At 33.8% G+C, this 20,187-nt stretch carries 19 protein-coding genes, 1 pseudogene and 2 other annotated features; of the genes and pseudogenes, 14 read left to right on the top strand and 6 right to left on the bottom strand.

Going from position 1 to position 20,187, the window contains the following annotated elements:
• Positions 1-47 precede the first annotated feature (47 nt).
• Together JFT89_RS00560 and JFT89_RS00555 are read right to left on the bottom strand one after the other, a co-directional pair.
• On the bottom strand, positions 48-1,133 hold the full coding sequence (locus tag JFT89_RS00560) for a DUF418 domain-containing protein (RefSeq protein WP_002065151.1): 1,086 nt from the start codon (positions 1,131-1,133) through the stop codon (positions 48-50).
• A gap of 1 nt (position 1,134) precedes the next feature.
• Positions 1,135-1,719 (bottom strand): TetR/AcrR family transcriptional regulator, encoded by a 585-nt coding sequence (locus tag JFT89_RS00555; protein WP_201039344.1) that lies wholly within the window; start codon positions 1,717-1,719, stop codon positions 1,135-1,137.
• A 327-nt stretch (positions 1,720-2,046) separates the two neighbouring features.
• Between JFT89_RS00555 and JFT89_RS00550 the strand changes: the two genes are divergently transcribed.
• Entirely contained in the window at positions 2,047-3,558 is a 1,512-nt protein-coding gene (locus tag JFT89_RS00550) for a M36 family metallopeptidase (protein ID WP_002085916.1), read from the top strand.
• Between the two features lie 104 nt (positions 3,559-3,662).
• Here the strand turns inward: JFT89_RS00550 and JFT89_RS00545 are convergent, their stop codons facing one another.
• Positions 3,663-4,142, bottom strand: coding sequence for a hypothetical protein (locus JFT89_RS00545; RefSeq protein ID WP_002065155.1), 480 nt, complete (start codon positions 4,140-4,142; stop codon positions 3,663-3,665).
• Between the two features lie 255 nt (positions 4,143-4,397).
• Positions 4,398-4,609: a binding site (T-box leader), on the top strand.
• 105 nt (positions 4,610-4,714) lie between these two features.
• Between JFT89_RS00545 and aspS the strand changes: the two genes are divergently transcribed.
• The 3 genes from aspS to JFT89_RS00530 all read left to right on the top strand — a co-directional run bounded on the left by aspS (position 4,715) and on the right by JFT89_RS00530 (position 8,840).
• Positions 4,715-6,013, top strand: a complete 1,299-nt coding sequence (aspS, locus tag JFT89_RS00540; protein WP_016094143.1) for an aspartate--tRNA(Asn) ligase — start codon at positions 4,715-4,717, stop codon at positions 6,011-6,013.
• A gap of 168 nt (positions 6,014-6,181) precedes the next feature.
• Positions 6,182-6,430, top strand: a binding site (T-box leader).
• Positions 6,431-6,547: 117 nt separating this feature from the next.
• The gene (locus tag JFT89_RS00535; protein ID WP_002065157.1) at positions 6,548-7,888 is read left to right on the top strand and encodes a sodium-dependent transporter; all 1,341 of its coding nucleotides are present in this window, start codon (positions 6,548-6,550) and stop codon (positions 7,886-7,888) included.
• 37 nt (positions 7,889-7,925) lie between these two features.
• Positions 7,926-8,840, top strand: coding sequence for an alpha/beta fold hydrolase (locus JFT89_RS00530; RefSeq protein WP_201039343.1), 915 nt, complete (start codon positions 7,926-7,928; stop codon positions 8,838-8,840).
• A 39-nt stretch (positions 8,841-8,879) separates the two neighbouring features.
• Here the strand turns inward: JFT89_RS00530 and JFT89_RS00525 are convergent, their stop codons facing one another.
• Both JFT89_RS00525 and JFT89_RS00520 read right to left on the bottom strand, forming a co-directional pair.
• Positions 8,880-9,455, bottom strand: coding sequence for a nucleotidyltransferase family protein (locus JFT89_RS00525; protein ID WP_002065159.1), 576 nt, complete (start codon positions 9,453-9,455; stop codon positions 8,880-8,882).
• A 32-nt stretch (positions 9,456-9,487) separates the two neighbouring features.
• A complete protein-coding gene (locus tag JFT89_RS00520) occupies positions 9,488-10,285 on the bottom strand; it encodes a lipid II flippase Amj family protein (RefSeq protein WP_033706727.1) in 798 nt (265 codons plus the stop codon).
• Between the two features lie 192 nt (positions 10,286-10,477).
• Here JFT89_RS00520 and JFT89_RS00515 point away from each other — a divergent pair, with 192 nt between their 5' ends.
• The 6 genes from JFT89_RS00515 (at position 10,478) to JFT89_RS00490 (ending at position 15,921) form a co-directional block, all read left to right on the top strand.
• Positions 10,478-11,143, top strand: coding sequence for an HAD family hydrolase (locus tag JFT89_RS00515; protein WP_033706728.1), 666 nt, complete (start codon positions 10,478-10,480; stop codon positions 11,141-11,143).
• A gap of 204 nt (positions 11,144-11,347) precedes the next feature.
• The gene (locus JFT89_RS00510) at positions 11,348-12,787 is read left to right on the top strand and encodes a GntP family permease (protein ID WP_002065163.1); all 1,440 of its coding nucleotides are present in this window, start codon (positions 11,348-11,350) and stop codon (positions 12,785-12,787) included.
• An 87-nt stretch (positions 12,788-12,874) separates the two neighbouring features.
• A complete protein-coding gene (locus JFT89_RS00505; protein WP_033707615.1) occupies positions 12,875-14,077 on the top strand; it encodes an iron-containing alcohol dehydrogenase in 1,203 nt (400 codons plus the stop codon).
• 146 nt (positions 14,078-14,223) lie between these two features.
• A complete protein-coding gene (locus JFT89_RS00500) occupies positions 14,224-14,922 on the top strand; it encodes an aspartate/glutamate racemase family protein (protein ID WP_002065165.1) in 699 nt (232 codons plus the stop codon).
• A gap of 88 nt (positions 14,923-15,010) precedes the next feature.
• Positions 15,011-15,484: an SAM-dependent methyltransferase gene (locus JFT89_RS00495; RefSeq protein WP_002065166.1), complete on the top strand. Its 474-nt coding sequence runs from the start codon at positions 15,011-15,013 to the stop codon at positions 15,482-15,484.
• A complete protein-coding gene (locus JFT89_RS00490; protein ID WP_016094139.1) occupies positions 15,481-15,921 on the top strand; it encodes a GNAT family N-acetyltransferase in 441 nt (146 codons plus the stop codon). Before JFT89_RS00495 ends, JFT89_RS00490 begins: the two co-directional genes overlap by 4 nt.
• A 54-nt stretch (positions 15,922-15,975) precedes the next feature.
• Here the strand turns inward: JFT89_RS00490 and JFT89_RS00485 are convergent, their stop codons facing one another.
• Positions 15,976-16,503, bottom strand: a complete 528-nt coding sequence (locus JFT89_RS00485) for an HAD-IIIA family hydrolase (RefSeq protein ID WP_002065170.1) — start codon at positions 16,501-16,503, stop codon at positions 15,976-15,978.
• Between the two features lie 171 nt (positions 16,504-16,674).
• Here JFT89_RS00485 and JFT89_RS00480 point away from each other — a divergent pair, with 171 nt between their 5' ends.
• The 4 genes and pseudogenes from JFT89_RS00480 to JFT89_RS00465 all read left to right on the top strand — a co-directional run bounded on the left by JFT89_RS00480 (position 16,675) and on the right by JFT89_RS00465 (position 20,187).
• Complete coding sequence (locus JFT89_RS00480) at positions 16,675-17,385, top strand: ABC transporter ATP-binding protein (protein WP_201039342.1); 711 nt, start codon at positions 16,675-16,677, stop codon at positions 17,383-17,385.
• A pseudogene (locus JFT89_RS00475) lies at positions 17,378-18,576 on the top strand (ABC transporter permease). Before JFT89_RS00480 ends, JFT89_RS00475 begins: the two are co-directional and overlap by 8 nt.
• Before the next feature lie 282 nt (positions 18,577-18,858).
• Positions 18,859-19,446 (top strand): YpjP family protein, encoded by a 588-nt coding sequence (locus JFT89_RS00470; protein WP_002031682.1) that lies wholly within the window; start codon positions 18,859-18,861, stop codon positions 19,444-19,446.
• Positions 19,447-19,551: 105 nt separating this feature from the next.
• Entirely contained in the window at positions 19,552-20,187 is a 636-nt protein-coding gene (locus JFT89_RS00465; RefSeq protein ID WP_201039341.1) for an HAD family hydrolase, read from the top strand.

The raw sequence follows: 20,187 nt of genomic DNA, 5'->3' as shown, positions 1-20,187 counted from the left end.
AAAGGAAGTTGGAATCATTCCAACTTCCTTTTTTGTATGAAGATAAATTAATCAGTTATTTTCCGCATAATCCATTCGATAGGTCCTCTAGAAAAGTTCCTTCGCCATAATACGCTAAATAAAATACTGAAAATGAAAAATGCAGTAGCAAATAATAAAACGAAAAGTAGTGTTTGATGTTCCATACGATTTAATACAATCAATGCGCCAATACCGATAAATACATGACTTACATAATGCGTTAATGTTAATTGTCCTGTTTGTATAATGGAAGTAACAAACCAATTATTTTCATATTTTTCAGCAATGTAGAGGCAAATTATTAATATAGCAATAGCAGATCCTGTAGCGGATGCGACATATAATATATTGGGTAAAATGGGTCCTGTGTTAAATAAAAATGTAGAGGCTGCTTCACCAATGTATGGGATAAAAAGGTGTGTTAACCCTTTTGATAATAGCTCTACAATTACGGTTACTGTTAAACCCAGTAAGAACAACCAATGTCTAATTTTCCTATTATGAAGATCTAACCTGCCAATTATCATACCGATTAAGAAGAAAGAAAACCATGGGAAAATAGGGTGATAGCCATTAAAAAATAAGTTGCGAAGAAAACCTGTTAAGGTCCAAAAGTCTATATAGTTTATAAATGGGATTGTGCCTCCCCATCCTTCGAAGGCGTTGAAAGTAAGTTGGAGATATTGTGCAGCAAGTAAAATAATGATAGAAAGCCATATTAGTATAGTTCTTCGTACAGTAATTAGTAATGCAGCGATGAAAAGGTAAACGCCGTAGTAGTGTAAAATATCACCCGTCCATTCCATTACATACAATAATAATCCTAAAATAAATAAGAATAGTGATCGTTTCCAAATCAATATTCGGCTGGTATTGATTTTTATTTTCTCTTGGCTAGCAACAGATGATTTAGTCATTAGAGTTATGCCAATCCCAGCAAGTATAACAAACAAGGCAGAAGCTCTACCTTCAAAAAGTGTCATAAAGATTTTTAACAGAGGAGGTCCATTTCCTTCCGCCCCTGTTATCACCATGAAATTAACTAGTAACATTCCAAACATTGCCCACGCTCTAGCAAAATCTAAGCCGATAATGCGCTTTTTTGTATTCACTTCAATCCCTGCTTTCAAAAATGCTATTTACAGCTTCAATCCATATTTGTTTATAATCCATATCTAAATGTAACATCATAAAATTCCCAATATTATCAAGAACTAATGCTAACATATGAGCTTTTGAAACTAGATTTTTATTTTGAATGAGTTGAAGTTCATTTGCTTTTGTTAGGAGTGATTCAAATCCGTTTAAATATTCTGTTTGTACAGTTAGTAATCGATCTTTGTACATATCGTTTCTTGAAGATATTAATACATATTCTTGTAATACACGATTAAAATAAGGATCTTTCTGTTGTTCGTCTATCATTTTAAAGCCAATTTCAACACATTTCTCAATGAAATTCTCTTTCGTAAATTCTTCTGTATGAAAGAATGAGGAGAACTGCATCGCTGCACATAATTCATTAAAAATACTTTCAATTAATGCATCTTTAGATTTAAAGTAATAATAAATAGATGGCTTGGCAATACCAACTTCTTCAGCAATCATTGTATAGGTCGTTTTGGCAATGCCGTGACCGGCAAATAGTCGATAACTTGCTTCGACTATGGAAGAGAGTGTTTCTTCACTTTTACTCATAATAAATCCTCCCAATAAAAAAGGTTAATTAAAGTGTATCATTCATTAAGGTCTTTTTCAACCTACCGTTAGGTAAAAAATAACCTATTTTTCAATACATTATTTTGGTGAAATATAGTTAATCGAAGTGGGAAATAAATATATTTCTAAAGTATTGTTCTCATTTTATACATAATTATTGAGAAAATTTCACTCACCATAAATGTGAAGGTAATAGAATTGCTCGTATAGAATTACTCGTAGATTCAATTTATCTCGTTACTTGTGGACAGTAATAGCTTTATAGGAATGGGGTAAAGGATTCAATTTATTAGGGGGAGTGGTTTTATGTTAAACAAAAAAATGGTGGCAATGGCAATGACTGTGCCATTAGTAATGGGGACGATCTCTACGGTTTCAGCACTGGAAAAACAACAGCAAGTAAAGCTAGAAGCTTATTCACCACAGAAAAAAGCAATTGAATATTTAAAAGGACATGCTACGGAATATGGATTGAAGGCAGACCTTTCAGACTTGCAATATATTTCTACAACAGAAACATCAGTAGCTTCATATGTTAGGTTCCAACAAGTGGTCAATGGTGCGCCTGTATTTTCAAAACAAATTACAGTTACCCTTAACGGAGAGGGAAAAGGCTTACTTGCGGTTTCTGATTATCAGCCTGTTACAGGTGTGAAGGAAGTTACGAAAAAAATTAGTGAAAAAGATGCAGAACAAAAATCGATGGCGTATGTTGGAGGAGAAAGTGAGCAAAACTTATGGGCTCCTACAGAAAAAGAATTCGGATATATTGTTGAAGAGGGAGTCGCTATTCCTGTATATAAAGTGGTAGTCCATTCTAATAATCCATTCGGTGCATGGGAAACATTCATTGATGCGGAAAATGGAAAGTTAATTAAAAAAGTTGATATAAACCGAAAAGCAGAAGGAACAGGAAAAGTATTTTTACCTAACCCTGTCGTATCTAGTGGAAGTTTAGCAGGGTTAAAAGATAATAATGATGCAGATTCAACAGCATTAACGAATCAATTGAAAACTGTTACGTTAAAAGGTTTAGATGGTACAGGATTTTTAATTGGTGAGTATGTTACGATTTCTTCAAAAGCGAAGACGAAATCTACAAACTTACAATTTAACTATACACGTGCAAATGATAGTTTTGAAGATGTTATGTCATATTATCATATTGATACATTACAGCGTTACATTCAAGGATTAGGCTTTCAAAATATTAATAAACGTTCGATTAAAGTGAATGTAAATGGTACAACTGACGATAATTCATTCTATTCTCCATCAACGAAAGCTTTAACTTTCGGTACTGGCGGAGTAGATGATGCAGAAGATGCTGGCATTATTGCGCATGAATATGGTCATTCTATTCAAGATAATCAAGTGCCAGGCTTCGGAAGTTCACCAGAAGGTGGAGCGATGGGAGAAGGATTTGGAGACTTCTTAGGTGCTACTTATGAAGATGCAGTATCGACAACAGGATACGGGAAAGCATGTATTGGAGAATGGGATGCGACTGCTTATTCTAGTTCAGATCCGACGTGCTTACGCCGATTAGATACGAATAAAGTATACCCGAAAGATATAACGAATGAAGTGCATAATGATGGGGAAATTTGGGCTCAAGGTCAATATGAAATGGCGCAATCTTTTGGACGTGATGTAGCAACAAAAATTATTTTACAATCACATTGGTCATTAACGCCAAATGCGAAATTCCGTGATGGAGCGAAAGCAATTAAGCAAGCGGATGCTCTTTTATACGGCGGACAACACGCGACTGAAATTGATCGCATTTGGGCAGCGAGAGGGATTAGTACGAATTAATATAAAAAGTCGTGGCGTTTAAAAGCTACGACTTTTTTATTTGCTTAAGAACTGGTACTGGAAAATTTATTGGTAGCGGTAATAATGTACATATACCGATAAGTTCACTTTACTGCTTCTTTAAAAACAAAATGCTCTTTAAATTTTCTAGATTCAACTTTTTGACCGTTTCTCATGGAGCGGAAAGGATGTTCTTGCCACGTAATGATCACGTCAACCTTATCCGCTTTTGTAGAAACTGGAAAATTAGCGTGTTCAAATCCAGTTTTTCCACCCGCTAGACGACTTTCTTTTAGGGAAAAGAGTTCATATTTTGTTTTCGTATTTGGTTCATTCCGAAAAACTTCAACTTGTACATTATACACTTCACTTTTCCCAAGATTTTTTACAGAGAAATGATATGTTTGAAATACACCTTTTTTTGGTTGTAACAATTTTTCACTCGTTCTTTTTACTTCATCAATATTTACCTGCCATTGATCAGAATTTTGAGAGATTGGTAAAGATTTTGGTGAATAGGCATATGCTTCATTAACTACAACTAAGCATAATAGTAGGAGAAAGAAACTAATTGTTTTTTTCATATGTACACCTCCGATAAAACTTTAATAATAATATGCGTGGGAAACGTGCGATTTATGTAATAAAATGGAAAAAATAAGTTCGATTGAAAGAATTTGAGAAGGATAAAACATTTCTAAGCTGTCAAATGATAATTGTATAGAGTTCAATGTTCATGTTACATATCTTTAGAAGGGGTCTGTTTAGTGAGAAATCGCAATATTTTTCTAAAAGGGCTTGCGTTTTATAAAATAAAGAGATAGAATACTCTGTAAATAAAAAAAGTGATGATTAGGAAAAGTACATGATGCAAGGGTCTACAGAGAGCAATCGATTGCTGGGAAGATTGCGATACCGCATGATGGAAAGACACCTGTGAGTGTTGCTTTGAACGTGATAATTAGTAAAAGCAAACGGTACCTACCGTTATCAGGGCTAAGATGGTCATTATGACAATTTGGGTGGTACCGCGGAAAAATCCGTCCCTATTTATAGGGGCGGATTTTTGTATTCTTTGAAAGGAGGTGAGTGACCGTGGATGACGACGATGACAACAATAATGTAAATAAAAATAAAACTATTGGAGGGAAATGTAATGGATCAAATAATGAAGCGTTCACTCACACGAGAATGTACGGAACATGGCGGGAAGGTTGTATTACTACAAGGATGGGTAAAAAAGATTCGTCATCTAGGGAATGTTAGTTTTTTATTATTAAGGGACCGAACGGGAGTTATTCAATGTGTATTAGAAAACGAGTTAGCCGGATACAAAGTTGATGTTGAAAGTGTGGTCCAAATAATTGGAGAAATAGTAGAGACACCGAAAACAGAATTAGGTGTTGAAATACTTGCACATGAAGTGAAAGTACTAAATGGAGCAGAATCACTCCCATTTGAAATAAATAAAAAAAAGTTACAAGTTGGCCTAGATCAACTGTTGAATGAGCGAGTATTATCGTTAAGACATGAGCGAATCGCGGCGATATTTAAAGTGAAATCTACACTCGTTCAAAGCTTTAGTGAATTTCTAATAGAGAACGATTTCACACGTGTATTTACTCCGAAAATTGTCTCGCAAGGGGCAGAAGGAGGAGCAAATGTTTTTAAGCTTCCATATTTCCAAAAAGAAGCGTATTTAGCTCAATCACCACAATTTTATAAACAAATGATGGTAGCAGGAGGGCTCGAGCGTGTTTTTGAAATTGCACCTGTATACAGAGCGGAACATCACAACTCCTCCCGTCATTTGAATGAATATATATCGTTAGACGTAGAGCTTGGATTTATTCATGATTTTCATGAAGTGATGCAATTAGAAACTGATGTTTTACGATATATGTTTCAGCAAGTAGCAAAAAACTGCGAAAAAGAACTACAACTATTACAAATAGAAGTGCCTGTCATTACTGAAATACCTAAAATCACATTGTTAGAAGCTCAAGAAATTTTGAAAAATAAGTACCGGAAAGAATCGCCGATGGGGGATTTAGATACAGAAGGTGAAAAGTTACTAGGGAAATATGTGAAGGAAACATATGATAGTGAATTTGTCTTTATTACACATTATCCGAAAGAAGCGCGACCGATGTATACAATGCCAAATAAGGAGAACGAAGCCATAACGGATTCATTTGACCTATTATATAAAGGATTAGAAATAACTTCAGGTGCACAGCGTATTCATAATCATGAAATGTTACTCGCATCTTTTAAAGAAAAAGGATTACATCCAGAGAAATTTCAATCTTATTTAGATACATTCCGATACGGTTGTCCACCACATGGTGGTTTTGGGATAGGATTAGAAAGGGTTGTGTATCGACTTTTAGAATTATCCAACGTGAGGGAAGCGAGTGCTTTTCCGAGAGATTGTACACGTCTTATACCATAAAAAGAATCTTCGCGATTATCGCGAAGATTCTTTTTTAATGTTCTTTTATTTTTACATTGAAAGTTTATAAAAAACCTTTTCGACAAAAAAAATAATATATACCTTGACAGTAACAAATATAACCGATATACTTCATATTAATTTCAAAAGAAAATATATTCTAAATATTAAAATGTGTTGAATAGGAGTAGTAAGGTCATGTATTTGTGCAGAGAGCTATGGGTTGGTGCGACATAGTCAAATGACATCCTGAACTCGCCTAGGAGCAGTAAGGTGGAACAGAATTACATTCTTAGTAAATCTTAACGGTTAACCTTCGATATTAGGTTTGTAATCAAACGATTACTACTAAGGTGGATTCATAATGGAATCAATAAGGGTGGTACCGCGTTAAGCAAATGGCTTAGCGTCTCTTTATATAAAGAGATGCTGAGCCATTTTTTATTTTATAGAAAAAGAAATGGAGGGTTTATTCGGATAGGTATATAAAATTTATTTATTTATATAAAAAGATTTAAATGGGAGGAAAATAAGATGAAACAGACGGAGCAATGGACTTCGAAATTAGGATTTATAATGGCTGCAGCAGGATCAGCAATTGGACTAGGCGCAATATGGAAGTTTCCTTATATTGCTGGGAAGAGCGGGGGAGGAGCATTCTTTTTAATTTTTATATTATTTACTGTATTAATTGGACTACCGCTACTTATAGCTGAATTTATGATTGGACGCAGTACACAGAAACAAGCAGTTGGAGCATTTAAAAGTATCGCACCAAATACAGGCTGGCACTGGATAGGACGCCTTGGCGTTGGAACTTGTTTTATACTACTTTCGTTTTATAGTGTTGTAGGCGGATGGGTATTAATTTATTTATTCAGAGGAGTAACTGGACAACTTATTACTCCAGGACAAAATTATAGTGCATTATTCACAGAAACAATTGGAAATCCGGTTTGGGCTATTACTGGACATTTCGCTTTTATGTTCATTACGATATGGGTTGTATCAAAAGGTGTACAAAACGGAATTGAAAAAGCAAGTAAATATATGCTACCAGCATTGTTCGTTTTATTTGTCGCCCTTATTATTCGTTCATTAACACTTGATAATGCGATGCAAGGTGTGAAGTTTTTCTTACAACCAGATTTCTCAAAGATTACTTCAGAAAGTATTTTGTTCGCAATGGGCCAATCATTCTTTGCGATTAGTATCGGAATATCAATTATGGTTACGTATAGTTCCTATTTAAATAAAAAAGAAAGTTTACCAAAATCAGCAGTTACGATTGTTGGGTTAAATTTATTTGTTTCTTTATTTGCGGGTCTTGCTATTTTTCCAGCAGTATTTTCATTAGGAATGGAGCCGACGGAGGGGCCTGGATTACTATTTATCGTATTACCATCTGTATTTAGTCAAATTCCATTCGGCGGATTGTTCTTAACCGTATTTCTTGCGCTATTTACATTTGCCACATTAACATCGGCATTTTCTCTACTAGAGACGGTTGTTTCAGCATTAGCAAATGGTGAGCAAGAAAGAAGAAACAAACTATCATGGATTATCGGTTTTTGTATTTTCCTAGTAGGTATTCCATCAGTACTTTCATTTGGCATATGGAGTGATATTACAATCTTTGGTAAAAATATTTTTGATGCAGTAGACTTCTTATCTAGTAATATATTAATGCCACTTGGAGCACTATTTATTAGTATTTTCGTATCATTCAAAATGGAAAAGAAAGTGTTAGAAGCAGAATTTTTCGTAGGTGGAAATTACGGAAAGAAAGTATTTACTACCTGGGTATTTTTACTTCGATTTATAGCTCCACTTGCAATAATTATCGTCTTTTTAAATGTAATAGGGATTATTTAAGGTTAAATGTTATAATATTCAGTAAAAAAAGAAGGTGATGATAATAAAAATTAATTTGATTGAAGTTGGGAAATACATGAACATTAGAGGAAAAAAGCTATACGTTGAAACACATGGAAGTCCTAAAAATAAACCAATATTATATTTGCACGGTGGACCAGGAGAGAGTTGCTATGATTTTTCATTTCATCAAGCGGAACGATTAAAAGATTCCTTATATGTAATTATGATAGATCAAAGAGGAGTTTGTCGATCAGAAGGAATTACTGAGGAAGAACCTTTTGGATTAAATGATTTAGTTGAAGACTGTGAAGAACTAAGAAAAGTATTGCAAATTGAGAAATGGTCTGTAATAGGACACTCTTTCGGTGGATATTTAGCATTGTTATATGCGGCGACATATCCAAATTCAATAGAGAAAATAATATTTGAAGGTCCGACTTTCGATTTTGCATTAACAAGTAGGGCTTTACTACAAAAGACAGGGATTTTATTAAAAAAGTATGGAAAAGAATTAGCGGCAGAAGAGTGCTTTGCTTATTCATCTAGTAATGCTAGTTCAGAAGAGTTGCTAGAAGCTTACATAAGATTAAGCGATGAATTAGAAGAAAAAAGAATGGAGATTTATGAAAATAAGGAGGTTAAAACTGACTATAGTTTATATAGTGATGAAGAGTGGGAAGAATTTTCAAAGCGTTCCGAAATCCATTTTGATAGATTAAAAGCAGAAAGAGCATTTCATACGTCATTATTATCAAAAATAAAAGATGTAGAAAATCCAATGTTATTAATTGTAGGAAAATATGATGTAGTAACGTGTGAAAAACAAATTGAAACATTTAATAAAGATGCTCTAAATGGGAAGTGTATTATATTCGAAGAGAGTGGTCATACACCACACTATGAAGAAGTGGATCGATTCGCTGAAACAGTCATTCATTTTTTGAATTGAAAAAGTAAAGGGTGCTTCTAATAATGAGAAGCACCCTCTTTAAATTTCTGGATAAGTGATTGTAATGTTGGGCCATTTGCTTTGCCAATTCTTTTTCATAACTCTTTTTTTGTACATATGTATTCGTTCTTTCGTTTCAAGAAAATGAAGTGTAGGTTTCACTTGTAATGAAAGCACATCTTCAATTCCGCACGGGGATGTTAATATGACATTATTCTTCGCGTCTAATGTAACACCAAGTGCGGTTGCTGTTTCAGGAAATTTAGAAATAGCATCAACAGCAGAAGAATATGGTGGCATGTTATTCACCACATGCATACGAGCTTGATTCTTAACCGACCAAGGGATAGAATCATTCAAATTTGTCAGTTCCTTTTCTAATGATTGTTCGTATGACTCATCTTTATGTAATGGATCAAAATAAATAACATCGACGTCTGGTGTAGCCGTTCTTGTTTCGTAGTTATGTAATGTATCCCAAATTTTAGAACGAACAAATCCGGCACAAATCCACCAATCAGGTAGTTTGAGAGATTTAGCTGTATGTAGTACGTCCATCATCCACTTATCATTTTGTATCATTTGAATAATGTCTTGCTCTGTTTTTATAGTCATTTGATATTTCACCTGCTTTTTTAGAGAGTGAATTAATGCATCAGTTCAATAATCCATAAAATCCAGTAAGCACCTGGTACGAACAACAGTTGTGCGAGTAAAGTACCGAGAAGTCTAGATATCATTAGCCAACCATACATTTTACTCATAGATTCAGCACCATTTTCTGATTGTAAAGCTCGCTCTGTTAATAGAGCAATGCGTGGGTCGAGCAATACTGTTAATAAAATAGTAGCAAAACCATTCACAAGACCAGAAGCTGTACTTGCATTTGTTGCGTAATCTGGATTTAGAAAAGAAGCGTAAAGGGCTGAAAGAACACCCGCTGTATAAATTGCGGTAGCAAACATGTTAATAAGCATAATACGTTTTGGAATACCACCGATACGCAGTCTATGAACCATTTCTAATTTTGGAAAGCGTACATATTTTTTTGTGTACTTTAATTTTTGAATGTTATTTGTTTTCATCATTCGAATGAATGAACCGTCTGTTTCAAAGTTTCGAATGACATATCCAAATAGTTTTGTCAAAGTTGGATAAAGAATAATCGCAAGTAATGTACCGACAGAAGCAGATAATAGTACAAGTCGTATAGTATGCTCTAAATTAATAGAAGCATCTCGTTTTGCTTCATCGACAATCCCGCCAATTAAAAAGGCTTGTAGTAAATTTGATGTTCTTGAAATAAGTAATACCATTCCTACGACAGATAAGGCAACGACAATCTTTTTTAAACGAACACCAGCTAATCGAATACTATATGAACTTGTTTCGACTGCGTGGATGACAATTGTGAAAGCCATTATAAAAATTAGCGTAATTGACATTTGTTTCACCAGTTTCTATTGAATTAATTGTAACTTTTTTACTTTATCATATCTATCCGTATTTTGTAACTGAAACTATGTAACATAGAAAAAATAATTTTTTGAAAAGATAAATAATGATAGTATAGTAGAGGTGGAGTAGTAAAAAACCTTCAGTATTACATTTAAAGTAGGATGAGTGGGGGATTAAATATGTATACAACATTTTTATTTGATTTAGACGGAACATTAACTGATCCGAAAGAAGGAATTATTAATTCTGCTTTATATGCGTTAAATAAGATGGGGATTGAAGAAGGGAATATAAGTGAGTTAGATTCATTTATCGGCCCACCAATACAACAATCTTTTGTAGATAGATATAATATGAATGAAATAGAAGTAGAACGAGCGGTGTTTTATTTTCGGGAATATTTAAAGCGAAGTGGTTTATTAGAGAATAAAGTATACGATGGAATTCCAATCCTATTGCAAGAATTAAAGGATGCTGGCAATCGTTTGTTTGTAGCAACTTCAAAGCCTACTGTATTTGCGAAACAAGTAATAGAGCACTTTCAGTTAACATCTTTTTTTGAAGAGATTGTTGGGAGTAATTTAGATGGGACAAGAATAAAAAAGGAAGAAATAATTGCTCATATTTTACAACAAAATGAAGGACTTAATAAAGAGGAAGTTGTCATGATTGGAGATAGAAAGCACGATATAATAGGTGCAAATCATAATGGAATTGCTTCAATTGGTGTTTTATATGGCTATGGTAGTGAAAATGAGTTGATTGAAGTTAGTGCGACTCATATAGCGAAGGATATAGAAGAACTACACCATTTTTGTATAGAAAATGGTTTAATAAAAAAATAAAAATAGAGACTAACAATCCCTTTATAACGTATGACGATGAAATCGTTTTTGTTTAAAGGGATTTTTCATATGTAATCGAATATGTATAATTAGACATTTTAGTATGAAAAATTTGTATGAATTAGAGGAGGGATGTCAGAAATGAAAGATTAGTAGAAGTTTATCAATAAAAGATTGAATTTTCAGTTTAAAGGAGGGGTATAATTGGAGCTAGTTATTATATTATTAGCACTTAGCTTACTTATGTTTGTAGCGTATAGAGGGTTTTCTGTTATTTTATTTGCACCGATTTTTGCATTATTTGCGGTATTTTTGACAGAACCTAGTTTTGTATTACCTTTCTTTTCTAATATTTTTATGGAGAAAATGGTAGGGTTTATTAAACTATATTTCCCGGTGTTTTTACTTGGAGCAATTTTTGGGAAAGTAGTAGAAATGTCAGGAATTGCTGATTCTATTGCAAAGACGATTGTAGAGTTGGTTGGAGAAAAACGTACGATTTTAGCGATTGTTTTAATGGGTGCTATTTTAACGTATAGTGGTGTTAGTGTATATGTAGTGGTATTTGCTATATTTCCGTTTGCAGCTAAGCTTTTTCGACAAGCTAATATTCCAAAGCGCTTAATACCTGGAACGATTGTCCTTGGAGCAGTAACATTTACAATGGATGCGCTTCCTGGATCACCACAAATTCAAAATGTAATACCTACAACATTTTTTAAAACGGACATTTATGCTGCACCGATACTTGGTATTGTAGGGGCAATTTTTGTTCTCACGTTAGGTTTATTATATTTAGAGAGTAGGCGTAAGAAGGCAAAAGCAGCAGGTGAAGGGTATTTTGGTTTTAACGATGGGAATACTGAAATGGCAGCATCTTTGGAATTAGAGCAGAAAGAAATACCGCTGTTAAATAGTTTAGAAATTACGAGGGCACAACAACTTATTGCTTTTATACCACTTATTTTAGTAGGTGTAATGAATAAAGTGTTTACTATTATGATACCGAAGTGGTATCCGAACGGTTTTGACTTTTCAGCAATTGGTATGAAAGCATTTGGAAAAGTAGAATTGAGTGCGGTAGTTGGAATATGGTCTGTAGAATTGGCACTTATAATAGGAATTTTAACAACTCTTTTATTATATTGGAAACGGGTAGTAACAGGATTTCAAGCTGGATTGAATACAAGTATTGGTGGTGCGCTACTTGCAACAATGAATACAGGAGCAGAATTTGGTTTTGGTGGTGTCATTGCAGCACTTCCAGGCTTTGCAATTATGAGAGACGGCATTTCTGCAACGTTCACAAATCCTTTAGTGAATGGAGCGGTAACGACGAATATTTTAGCCGGTATTACAGGTTCTGCATCAGGAGGAATGGGGATTGTTTTAAGTGCGATGGGTGATAAATTTATTGCAGCAGCCAATCAATTTGATATTCCATTAGAAGTTATGCACCGTATCGTATCAATGGCATCAGGAGGAATGGATACATTACCACATAACGGGGCTATTATTACTATTCTTACAGTAACAGGTTTAACACATAAACAGTCATATAAAGATATATTTGCTATTACAGTTTTGAAAACGCTTGCTGTGTTTTTAGTTATCGCATTCTATACTATTACAGGAATTTATTAAAAATAGATACTATATGAATTGTAAAGATTTATTTAGTTGATATTTTATAAACTAAAACATTAATAAGGGGAAGAAGGGGTGGAGTACTTGCAAGAAGTTGCTGAGTTTCGTATGCCGAAGTCTGTACTATATGGAAGAAATTCAATTGAAAAGCTGGGGGAACAATCAAAGAAGTTTGGGAAAAGAGCTTTTATAGTTACTGATACAATTATGGAGAAATTAGGGTATGTTGAAAGGTGCATAAAACAGCTAAATAAGAAAGGTATTACTGTTATTACATATAACAAAGTAAATGCTGAGCCTACAAATTTACACGTATTAGAAGCGTTAATGATTTGTAAAGAAGGAAAGTGTGATCTTATTATCGGTATTGGTGGTGGAAGTTGTATTGATGCTGCGAAAGCAGTAGCGGTGTTACATACTAATGGTGGAGCAATTGAATATTACGTCCAAAAAGATGTTGAAATAGAAAATGATCCACTACCACTCATTGCAATTCCAACAACTTCAGGTACTGGGTCAGAAGTAACAAGTGTAGCAGTAATTACGAATAAAAAAACAGATGTGAAAATGATGATGAAGCATCCGAGTTTTACCCCGCAAGTAGCGATTATTGACCCGATATTAACAAGTTCGGTACCACCTCATATTACGGCAGCGACAGGTATAGATGCATTATGCCATGCAATTGAAGCATATATTTCTAAATTTTCACAACCACTTACAGATGTACTTGCTCTTTCGGCTATTGAAAGTATTATGAAATATTTACGTATTGGATATGAAGATGGAGATAATATGGAAGCAAGGGAAGCAATGATGATTGCTTCATTACAAGCTGGGATTGCTTTTTCAAATGCATCTGTTACATTAGTGCATGGTATGTCCCGTCCAGTGGGAGCATTATTCCATGTACCACATGGAATATCGAATGCAATACTATTACCTACAGTTTTAGAGTTTACAAAAATGAGTGCAATAAAAAGGTTAGCAGAAGTAGGACGTAGCTTAAACAAAGATTTGTATTCTCATTCTGATGAAGAAGTAGCGAACTACACGATTGCTGAAATTAAGAAACTTTGTTTTGATCTTCGTATTCCTAATTTAAGAGAATACGGAATTGACGAAGTTGAATTTGAAAATGCTATTTCTAAAATGGCGAAAGATGCAATTGCAAGTGGTAGCCCAGGAAATAATCCACGAGTTCCTTCTTATGATGAAATCAAACAGTTGTATCGAGAGTGTTTTAATTATCAATATGAAGATTCTATAAAAACATCAGGGGTTTAATTTCAGAATATTGCAATGAAATTTCCTTGGAAATAGTTAAAACAAGACTTTATATTATAAATTTAAAGTCTTGTTTTATTGTGTATAATATACATAATAAAATATTGTTATTAGTTTTATAAAAATAGTTTAGGTAGGTGTTTACTATGAAAACGATAGGTCTTATAGGTGGTATGAGTTGGGAATCAACTTCAGAATATTATCGAATTTTAAATGAAGAAATAAAAAGTAGATTAGGTGGATTACATTCAGCAAAATGTCTGATTAATAGTGTGAATTTTGAAGAGATTGAACGATTCCAGTCTAGCGGAGATTGGGATGGAGCAGGAGAAGTATTAGGGAATACGGCGTATTCATTGCAGAAAGGAGGAGCAGACTTTATAATCATTTGCACAAATACAATGCATAAAGTAGTTGAGAAAATAAAGGAGAATATTAACATTCCAGTATTACATATTGCGGATGCAACTGCAAAAGAAATAAATAGAAAAGGTATTCAATCGGTTGGTCTGCTTGGAACAAAATATACGATGGAGCAAGATTTCTATAAATCACGTATAGAAGAGAATGATATAAAAGTAATAGTACCATTAGGAAAAGATAGAGAAAAAATAAATGAAGTAATATACAAAGAATTATGTTTAGGAAAGATAACATCTCAATCTAGAGAGTATTATAAAAGAGTTATAGAAGAGTTAGTGCAAAAAGGGGCGCAAGGAATAATATTAGGGTGTACAGAAATAGGGTTATTAATAAAGCAGGAAGACATATCAGTTCCGATATTTGATACAACGCATATACATGCGATTGAAGCAGTCAATTTCGCTTTAGATAATAGATTGTAATTATATTATGTAAACTTAACTCATTTGTCTGGAAAACATTCAGAAAATATTTTATAATGTAAGTGGTTACATTTAAGGGGGAATGCGGATGTTTTCAGTTCAGCCAATCGCATTTGTACATAATGAAAGAAAGGAAATAAAAGATGATGAGTGGGGAGAAGTAAGATCCTATATTACTTTAACTGATATGTATACAGAGGAAAGTATACAAGGGATTGAAGATTTTTCTCATATTGAAGTTGTCTTTTATTTTCATAAAGTAACTGATGAACAAATTCAATGTTTTGCTAGACATCCTAGAAATAATAATGATTATCCTAAAGTAGGCATTTTTGCACAGCGCGGGAAAAATCGTCCGAATCGCATAGGAGCTACAATTGTAAAGGTGATCAAAAGAGAAGGTAAATCAATTATTGTTGAGGGGTTAGATGCTATTGATGGCACCCCTATATTGGATATAAAGCCGATAATGAAAGAGTTTATGCCGAAAGAAGAAATTCTACAGCCTAAATGGGTAACGGATATTATGAAACAATATTGGAAGGGGAATAAAACAAAATGAGAATATATGAGGCAACAATTGCAGATTTAGATGGACTAGCATCTGTTTTTAATAACTATCGCGTATTTTATCGACAAGATTCCGATATTGAAGGAGCAAAAGTATTTTTACGAAATCGAATCGAGAGAAAAGAATCCATTATTTTCGTGGCAGTTGAAGAGGGAGAATATATCGGATTCACGCAACTATATCCATCATTTTCTTCTATTTCGATGAAAGAGTTATGGATTTTAAATGATCTGTTTGTACAAAAGGCGAAGCGCGGAGCCGGAACAGGTAAAAAATTGTTAGAGGCCGCAAAAGAATTCGCATTAGAAAATGGTGCAAAAGGTGTAAAATTACAAACAGAGATTGATAATTTATCAGCACAGCGATTATATGCTGAAAATGGATATTTAAGAGATAATCGTTATTTCCATTATGAATTAACTTTTTGAAATATATATAGTTAAATGAGACGTTTTCAAAGTGAAGACGTCTCATTTAATTTTTTATTGATGATTTAAAATCCAATTTGTAGCATCTTCAAAGTTTTTTGCGATGTAATTTGGTTCAATATGTGCCCATTTATCTCGGAACGTATGTAAAGCATCATATCCAGCACCAGTTTGAACTAATATAGTCGTTGCATTTACTTTTGCCCCAGCAACAATATCTGTCCAGCGATCACCGATTACAGCGCATTTTGTTAAATCAAGCCCATGTTTTTCCGCTGCTTGCAGGAGCATACCTGTGCTCGGTTTGCGGCATTCACATCCGCCACCATGTTTATGAGGACATAGATAAATATCATCAAAACCAAACCTTTTTAATTCTTGCACAAAATCATTCGCAGTTGCTTTTCCATCCGCGATACCTGGTTGATTCGTAAAAGAGAATAGTTTAATATTTTGAGCTTTTAACTTTTGTAAAGATTCCTTTGTAAAAGGAAATAACGTGAAAGAACCTGGATAATGTATTGTAGTATCACCGCCAATTGTCCCGTCACGATCAATGAATATTGCTTCAATGTTTGTCATAGTTATAGTCCTTTCAATTTAAATTAAAATCTACAAACATTAAGTATTCTCTTGAAATATGCTTTTTCCTGCTACAGAAATAAATATATCAGAAGTGATATAATACTATATTAAGAGGGATATGTTATCATTTTCCTTGATTGTAATGTAAATGGAAAGAAGGTAAGTATTATGTTAGAGGTGAATATCCGCTCAGCCGGATATGAAATTGGTGAAAAGATAGTTCATGATATTGCATTTGCAATTGAAAAAGGAGAGTTAGTGGCTCTTATTGGTGCAAATGGCGCAGGAAAGAGTACGACAATTAAGTCGATACTCGGTTTGCTTGTCAATATGGATGGTGAAATCTCGTTTGGTGAAAAGAAAAATCCATATGCATATGTACCGGAGCATCCCACTTATTATGATTATTTAACTTTATGGGAGCATATTGAATTGTTAATTGCTGCCCGTGGAAATGAAGAGGGAAATTGGGAGGACAAAGCAAGGGAATTATTACATACGTTTCGAATGGAAAAACATATACACGAATACATATCAAAGTTTTCAAAAGGTATGAAACAAAAATCGATGCTTATATTAGCATTTTTAACAGAGCCAGATTTTTATATTATTGATGAGCCTTTTATTGGTTTAGATCCAGTAGCTACGAAAGAATTCTTGAACTACTTATATAAAGAAAAAGAGCGAGGAGCCGGAATTTTACTTTGTACGCACGTACTGGATACAGCTGAAAGAATTTGTGAAAGATTTTTACTCATTTCGCAAGGTACGTTAGTAGCAGATGGGCATTTAGAGGCGATCCAATCGTTAGCAGAAATGCCAGGAAGTACACTGTTAGATTGTTTCGATGCAATTGTAAGGCGGGAACAACATGATTAAACAACAGTTTAATAAAAGGTTACGTCATGAATTGCAAAGAAAATGGAAAGCGATTCGTTCTGTAACAGATTGGACAGTCGCATTATATATTATTATTCCAGCACTTATATTTGCGGGGATCTATTATCGTTCACTATGGATGAAAGAATTATCGATGGAAGAGACCATTTATTTTGGGTTAGGTTTACTCGCGTTTTATTTTGTCACATTTTCAAGAGGAGTTCGCTCATTTTTTGAACAAGCAGATAGTTTATTTTTAATTTCGTACCCAAATCATATGCGAAAATTAATGAAGCTTGGCATGATATATACGTTAATTCGGATTGCAATAACGAACGCAATTGTAGTATTCATTATGCTGCCTATATTGATGAAAAGTACGGGAGCGACAATTATACAAATCGTACTGTTCTGGATGTTCTTTACTGTTTTTCGATTTATGCTATCGTTGTTGACGAGATTCATAAATGTACGTGTGGGGAAACGATGGGTTTTATTGATTATAAAAGATGTTATATTTTCTTTAAGTTTAGTCTATTTTGGAATCAGTGTATTTTTCATTTTTAAAAATCCATTGTATTTCATATTATTTACCGGCCTAGTAGCTGTACTTACTGTAGTCTTAGTAAAAGAAAAGATGAATTATAAAAATTTCTTTTTAAAGAAGTTGAGAAAGAAAAAGAAGAAAGTATGCGCTGGACGGTAGGGATTATGCAAGTTGGTGGCCATGCTGCGAAGCCGAGTAGTTCGAATAAAAAACCGTGGATGTTCCCTCGGTCTAAAAAGATATTAGGAAAAAATTCTGATTCGCGTATTGTAGAAGCTTTTTTAAAAGAATTTTTGCGTACAAGTAGTGCTTTAATGTTTTATGTTCAAATTGTATGTATAAGTACTGTAAGTATTATCGTGACTCCGCAGTGGATAACAGCTATTATTCTTGTATTTGCTATAGTTGCTATTTCTCGCTATGCGCGTGATTATTGGAATGAATTTACGAAGAAAATGTTTCTACATTTATATTGTGATGAAGGAGAATTACTATTATTAAGGTGGAAGGCGGATCGTTATTTGCTCCTTCCAGTCGTATTTATGTACGGAACAGTCATTCTCTCACAGTTTTATTTATTGCCAGCAATAATTATTGGAGTTATTTTTATAGTATTCATTGGTTGGATTGTATTTTTACCATAGAAAAAGAGCCGGAAATGGCTCTTTTTCTAGTCTGTAACACACTGGTAAATAAAATATACTAAAAGGAGTATGCTTGCGGCTGAGTACACGACATCTAAAGTCATCTGATTGCCCCCTCATTGTTGTTGTATTTATAGTGTATGAAATCTTACAATTTCATATTCAAGTGAAAAATATGTGAACGTTAACAAAATTGTAAAGTGCAAAAATTACAATCATTTTGTATAATAGAAGAAACAACCGTTATATAAAATATAATGAGTGAAAGGGGAGGGAACATAAATGCCAAATTGGTTTAGAAAAACCTTAGTCGCATTAATTACCGTATTTACGTTTGGTTTAGTGACGCCTCCTTCCATATTACTTGATAATGCCAAAGCTGCGGACAAGCCTACGAGCACAGCTGGGCAACAAAATTTGGAGAGTACGTCCTATACATATGAAGAAACAAATGATAGGTTAACCACCGATACTTTTGTTAACTATGCGATGCAAGAAGCAGAGAAGCAATCTATGCAAAAATTCGGCTCTAAAATTGGGCCTGTAATTGAAGATGAATTTAAAGATGTTGTATTACCTAAAATTGAAGAGGCAATTGCGGAACTTGCAAATGATGTGCCAGAAGAATCTTTGCAATCATTAGCGATTTCCCAAAGACCGGCTGGCGGAAATAATGAAAAGATTTTTCATGTTTATGACACGAAATCAGGAAATGACTTACTGCGATTTCATGTGAGGAGAGATCATCCACCGCAAGATGGATATTATTTTAATTTCCACTATCATCGTTTTGATGATGGATATTCAGGACACCATGAGTTAGGAAATATTTATTGGAATACGAATGTACCGCCGAAATGGTTGTCTTAAAAAGAACGAGAGAAAATCTTGTTCTTTTTTTCTTTATGAAAGGATACGACATTTATGTTGTTGAATAACATATGTTTAGGAAAAAAGAAAAAAGGGAGTATGGGGATGCAAAAATATATCGTTTTTGACTTTGATGGCACATTAGTAGATTCACAAAATATATTTGTACCAATTTATAACCAACTAGCTGAAAAACATGGGTATAAAACAGTAAGGGAAGAAGAAATTGAGCATTTACGTAAATTAACGATGCCAGAGAGATGTAAACAACTCGATGTACCACTGTATAAACTACCGATATTGGCGTTAGAGTTTTATAAATTATATCAACCAGCTATAAAAGATCTCGTTTTGTTCCATGGGATGAAGGATGTATTAGATGAATTACATAAAAAGGGCTACGGGATTGCGGTTATATCATCGAACTCAGAAGAACATATTCGAGCGTTTTTACACAATAATGGTATAGAAAATATTCAAGAAGTATATTGCTCTAAAAATTTGTTCGGTAAAGATAAAATGATAAAAAGGTTTTTAAAATCGAAAAAGCTAACAGAACAAGATATGTTATACGTTGGTGATGAACAGCGAGACGTAGCAGCGTGTAAAAAGGCTGGTGTGAATGTAATTTGGGTATCTTGGGGATATGATGTCATTGAAACAGTAGAAAAAGATGAACCAGATTTTATGGTCAATACGCCGATGGAAATTGTACAAGTTGTACATGGAGCACATCCTTAA

Source organism: Bacillus sp. TH25 (assembly GCF_016650935.1).
GTDB lineage: Bacteria > Bacillota > Bacilli > Bacillales > Bacillaceae_G > Bacillus_A > Bacillus_A mycoides.
This window is presented reverse-complemented; position numbering and strand designations above follow the sequence as displayed.

Bases quoted from the DNA above. Each gene is read 5' to 3' on its own strand.
- JFT89_RS00495 (WP_002065166.1), top strand. From the start codon at position 15,011: ATGTTTTCAGTTCAGCCAATCGCATTTGTACATAATGAAAGAAAGGAA.
- JFT89_RS00525 (WP_002065159.1), bottom strand. From the start codon at position 9,455: ATGACTATAAAAACAGAGCAAGACATTATTCAAATGATACAAAATGAT.
- JFT89_RS00480 (WP_201039342.1), top strand. From the start codon at position 16,675: ATGTTAGAGGTGAATATCCGCTCAGCCGGATATGAAATTGGTGAAAAG.
- JFT89_RS00555 (WP_201039344.1), bottom strand. From the start codon at position 1,719: ATGAGTAAAAGTGAAGAAACACTCTCTTCCATAGTCGAAGCAAGTTAT.
- JFT89_RS00485 (WP_002065170.1), bottom strand. From the start codon at position 16,503: ATGACAAACATTGAAGCAATATTCATTGATCGTGACGGGACAATTGGC.
- JFT89_RS00545 (WP_002065155.1), bottom strand. From the start codon at position 4,142: ATGAAAAAAACAATTAGTTTCTTTCTCCTACTATTATGCTTAGTTGTA.
- aspS (WP_016094143.1), top strand. From the start codon at position 4,715: ATGGATCAAATAATGAAGCGTTCACTCACACGAGAATGTACGGAACAT.
- JFT89_RS00500 (WP_002065165.1), top strand. From the start codon at position 14,224: ATGAAAACGATAGGTCTTATAGGTGGTATGAGTTGGGAATCAACTTCA.
- JFT89_RS00535 (WP_002065157.1), top strand. From the start codon at position 6,548: ATGAAACAGACGGAGCAATGGACTTCGAAATTAGGATTTATAATGGCT.
- JFT89_RS00515 (WP_033706728.1), top strand. From the start codon at position 10,478: ATGTATACAACATTTTTATTTGATTTAGACGGAACATTAACTGATCCG.
- JFT89_RS00470 (WP_002031682.1), top strand. From the start codon at position 18,859: ATGCCAAATTGGTTTAGAAAAACCTTAGTCGCATTAATTACCGTATTT.
- JFT89_RS00520 (WP_033706727.1), bottom strand. From the start codon at position 10,285: ATGTCAATTACGCTAATTTTTATAATGGCTTTCACAATTGTCATCCAC.
- JFT89_RS00550 (WP_002085916.1), top strand. From the start codon at position 2,047: ATGTTAAACAAAAAAATGGTGGCAATGGCAATGACTGTGCCATTAGTA.
- JFT89_RS00465 (WP_201039341.1), top strand. From the start codon at position 19,552: ATGCAAAAATATATCGTTTTTGACTTTGATGGCACATTAGTAGATTCA.
- JFT89_RS00490 (WP_016094139.1), top strand. From the start codon at position 15,481: ATGAGAATATATGAGGCAACAATTGCAGATTTAGATGGACTAGCATCT.
- JFT89_RS00530 (WP_201039343.1), top strand. From the start codon at position 7,926: ATGATAATAAAAATTAATTTGATTGAAGTTGGGAAATACATGAACATT.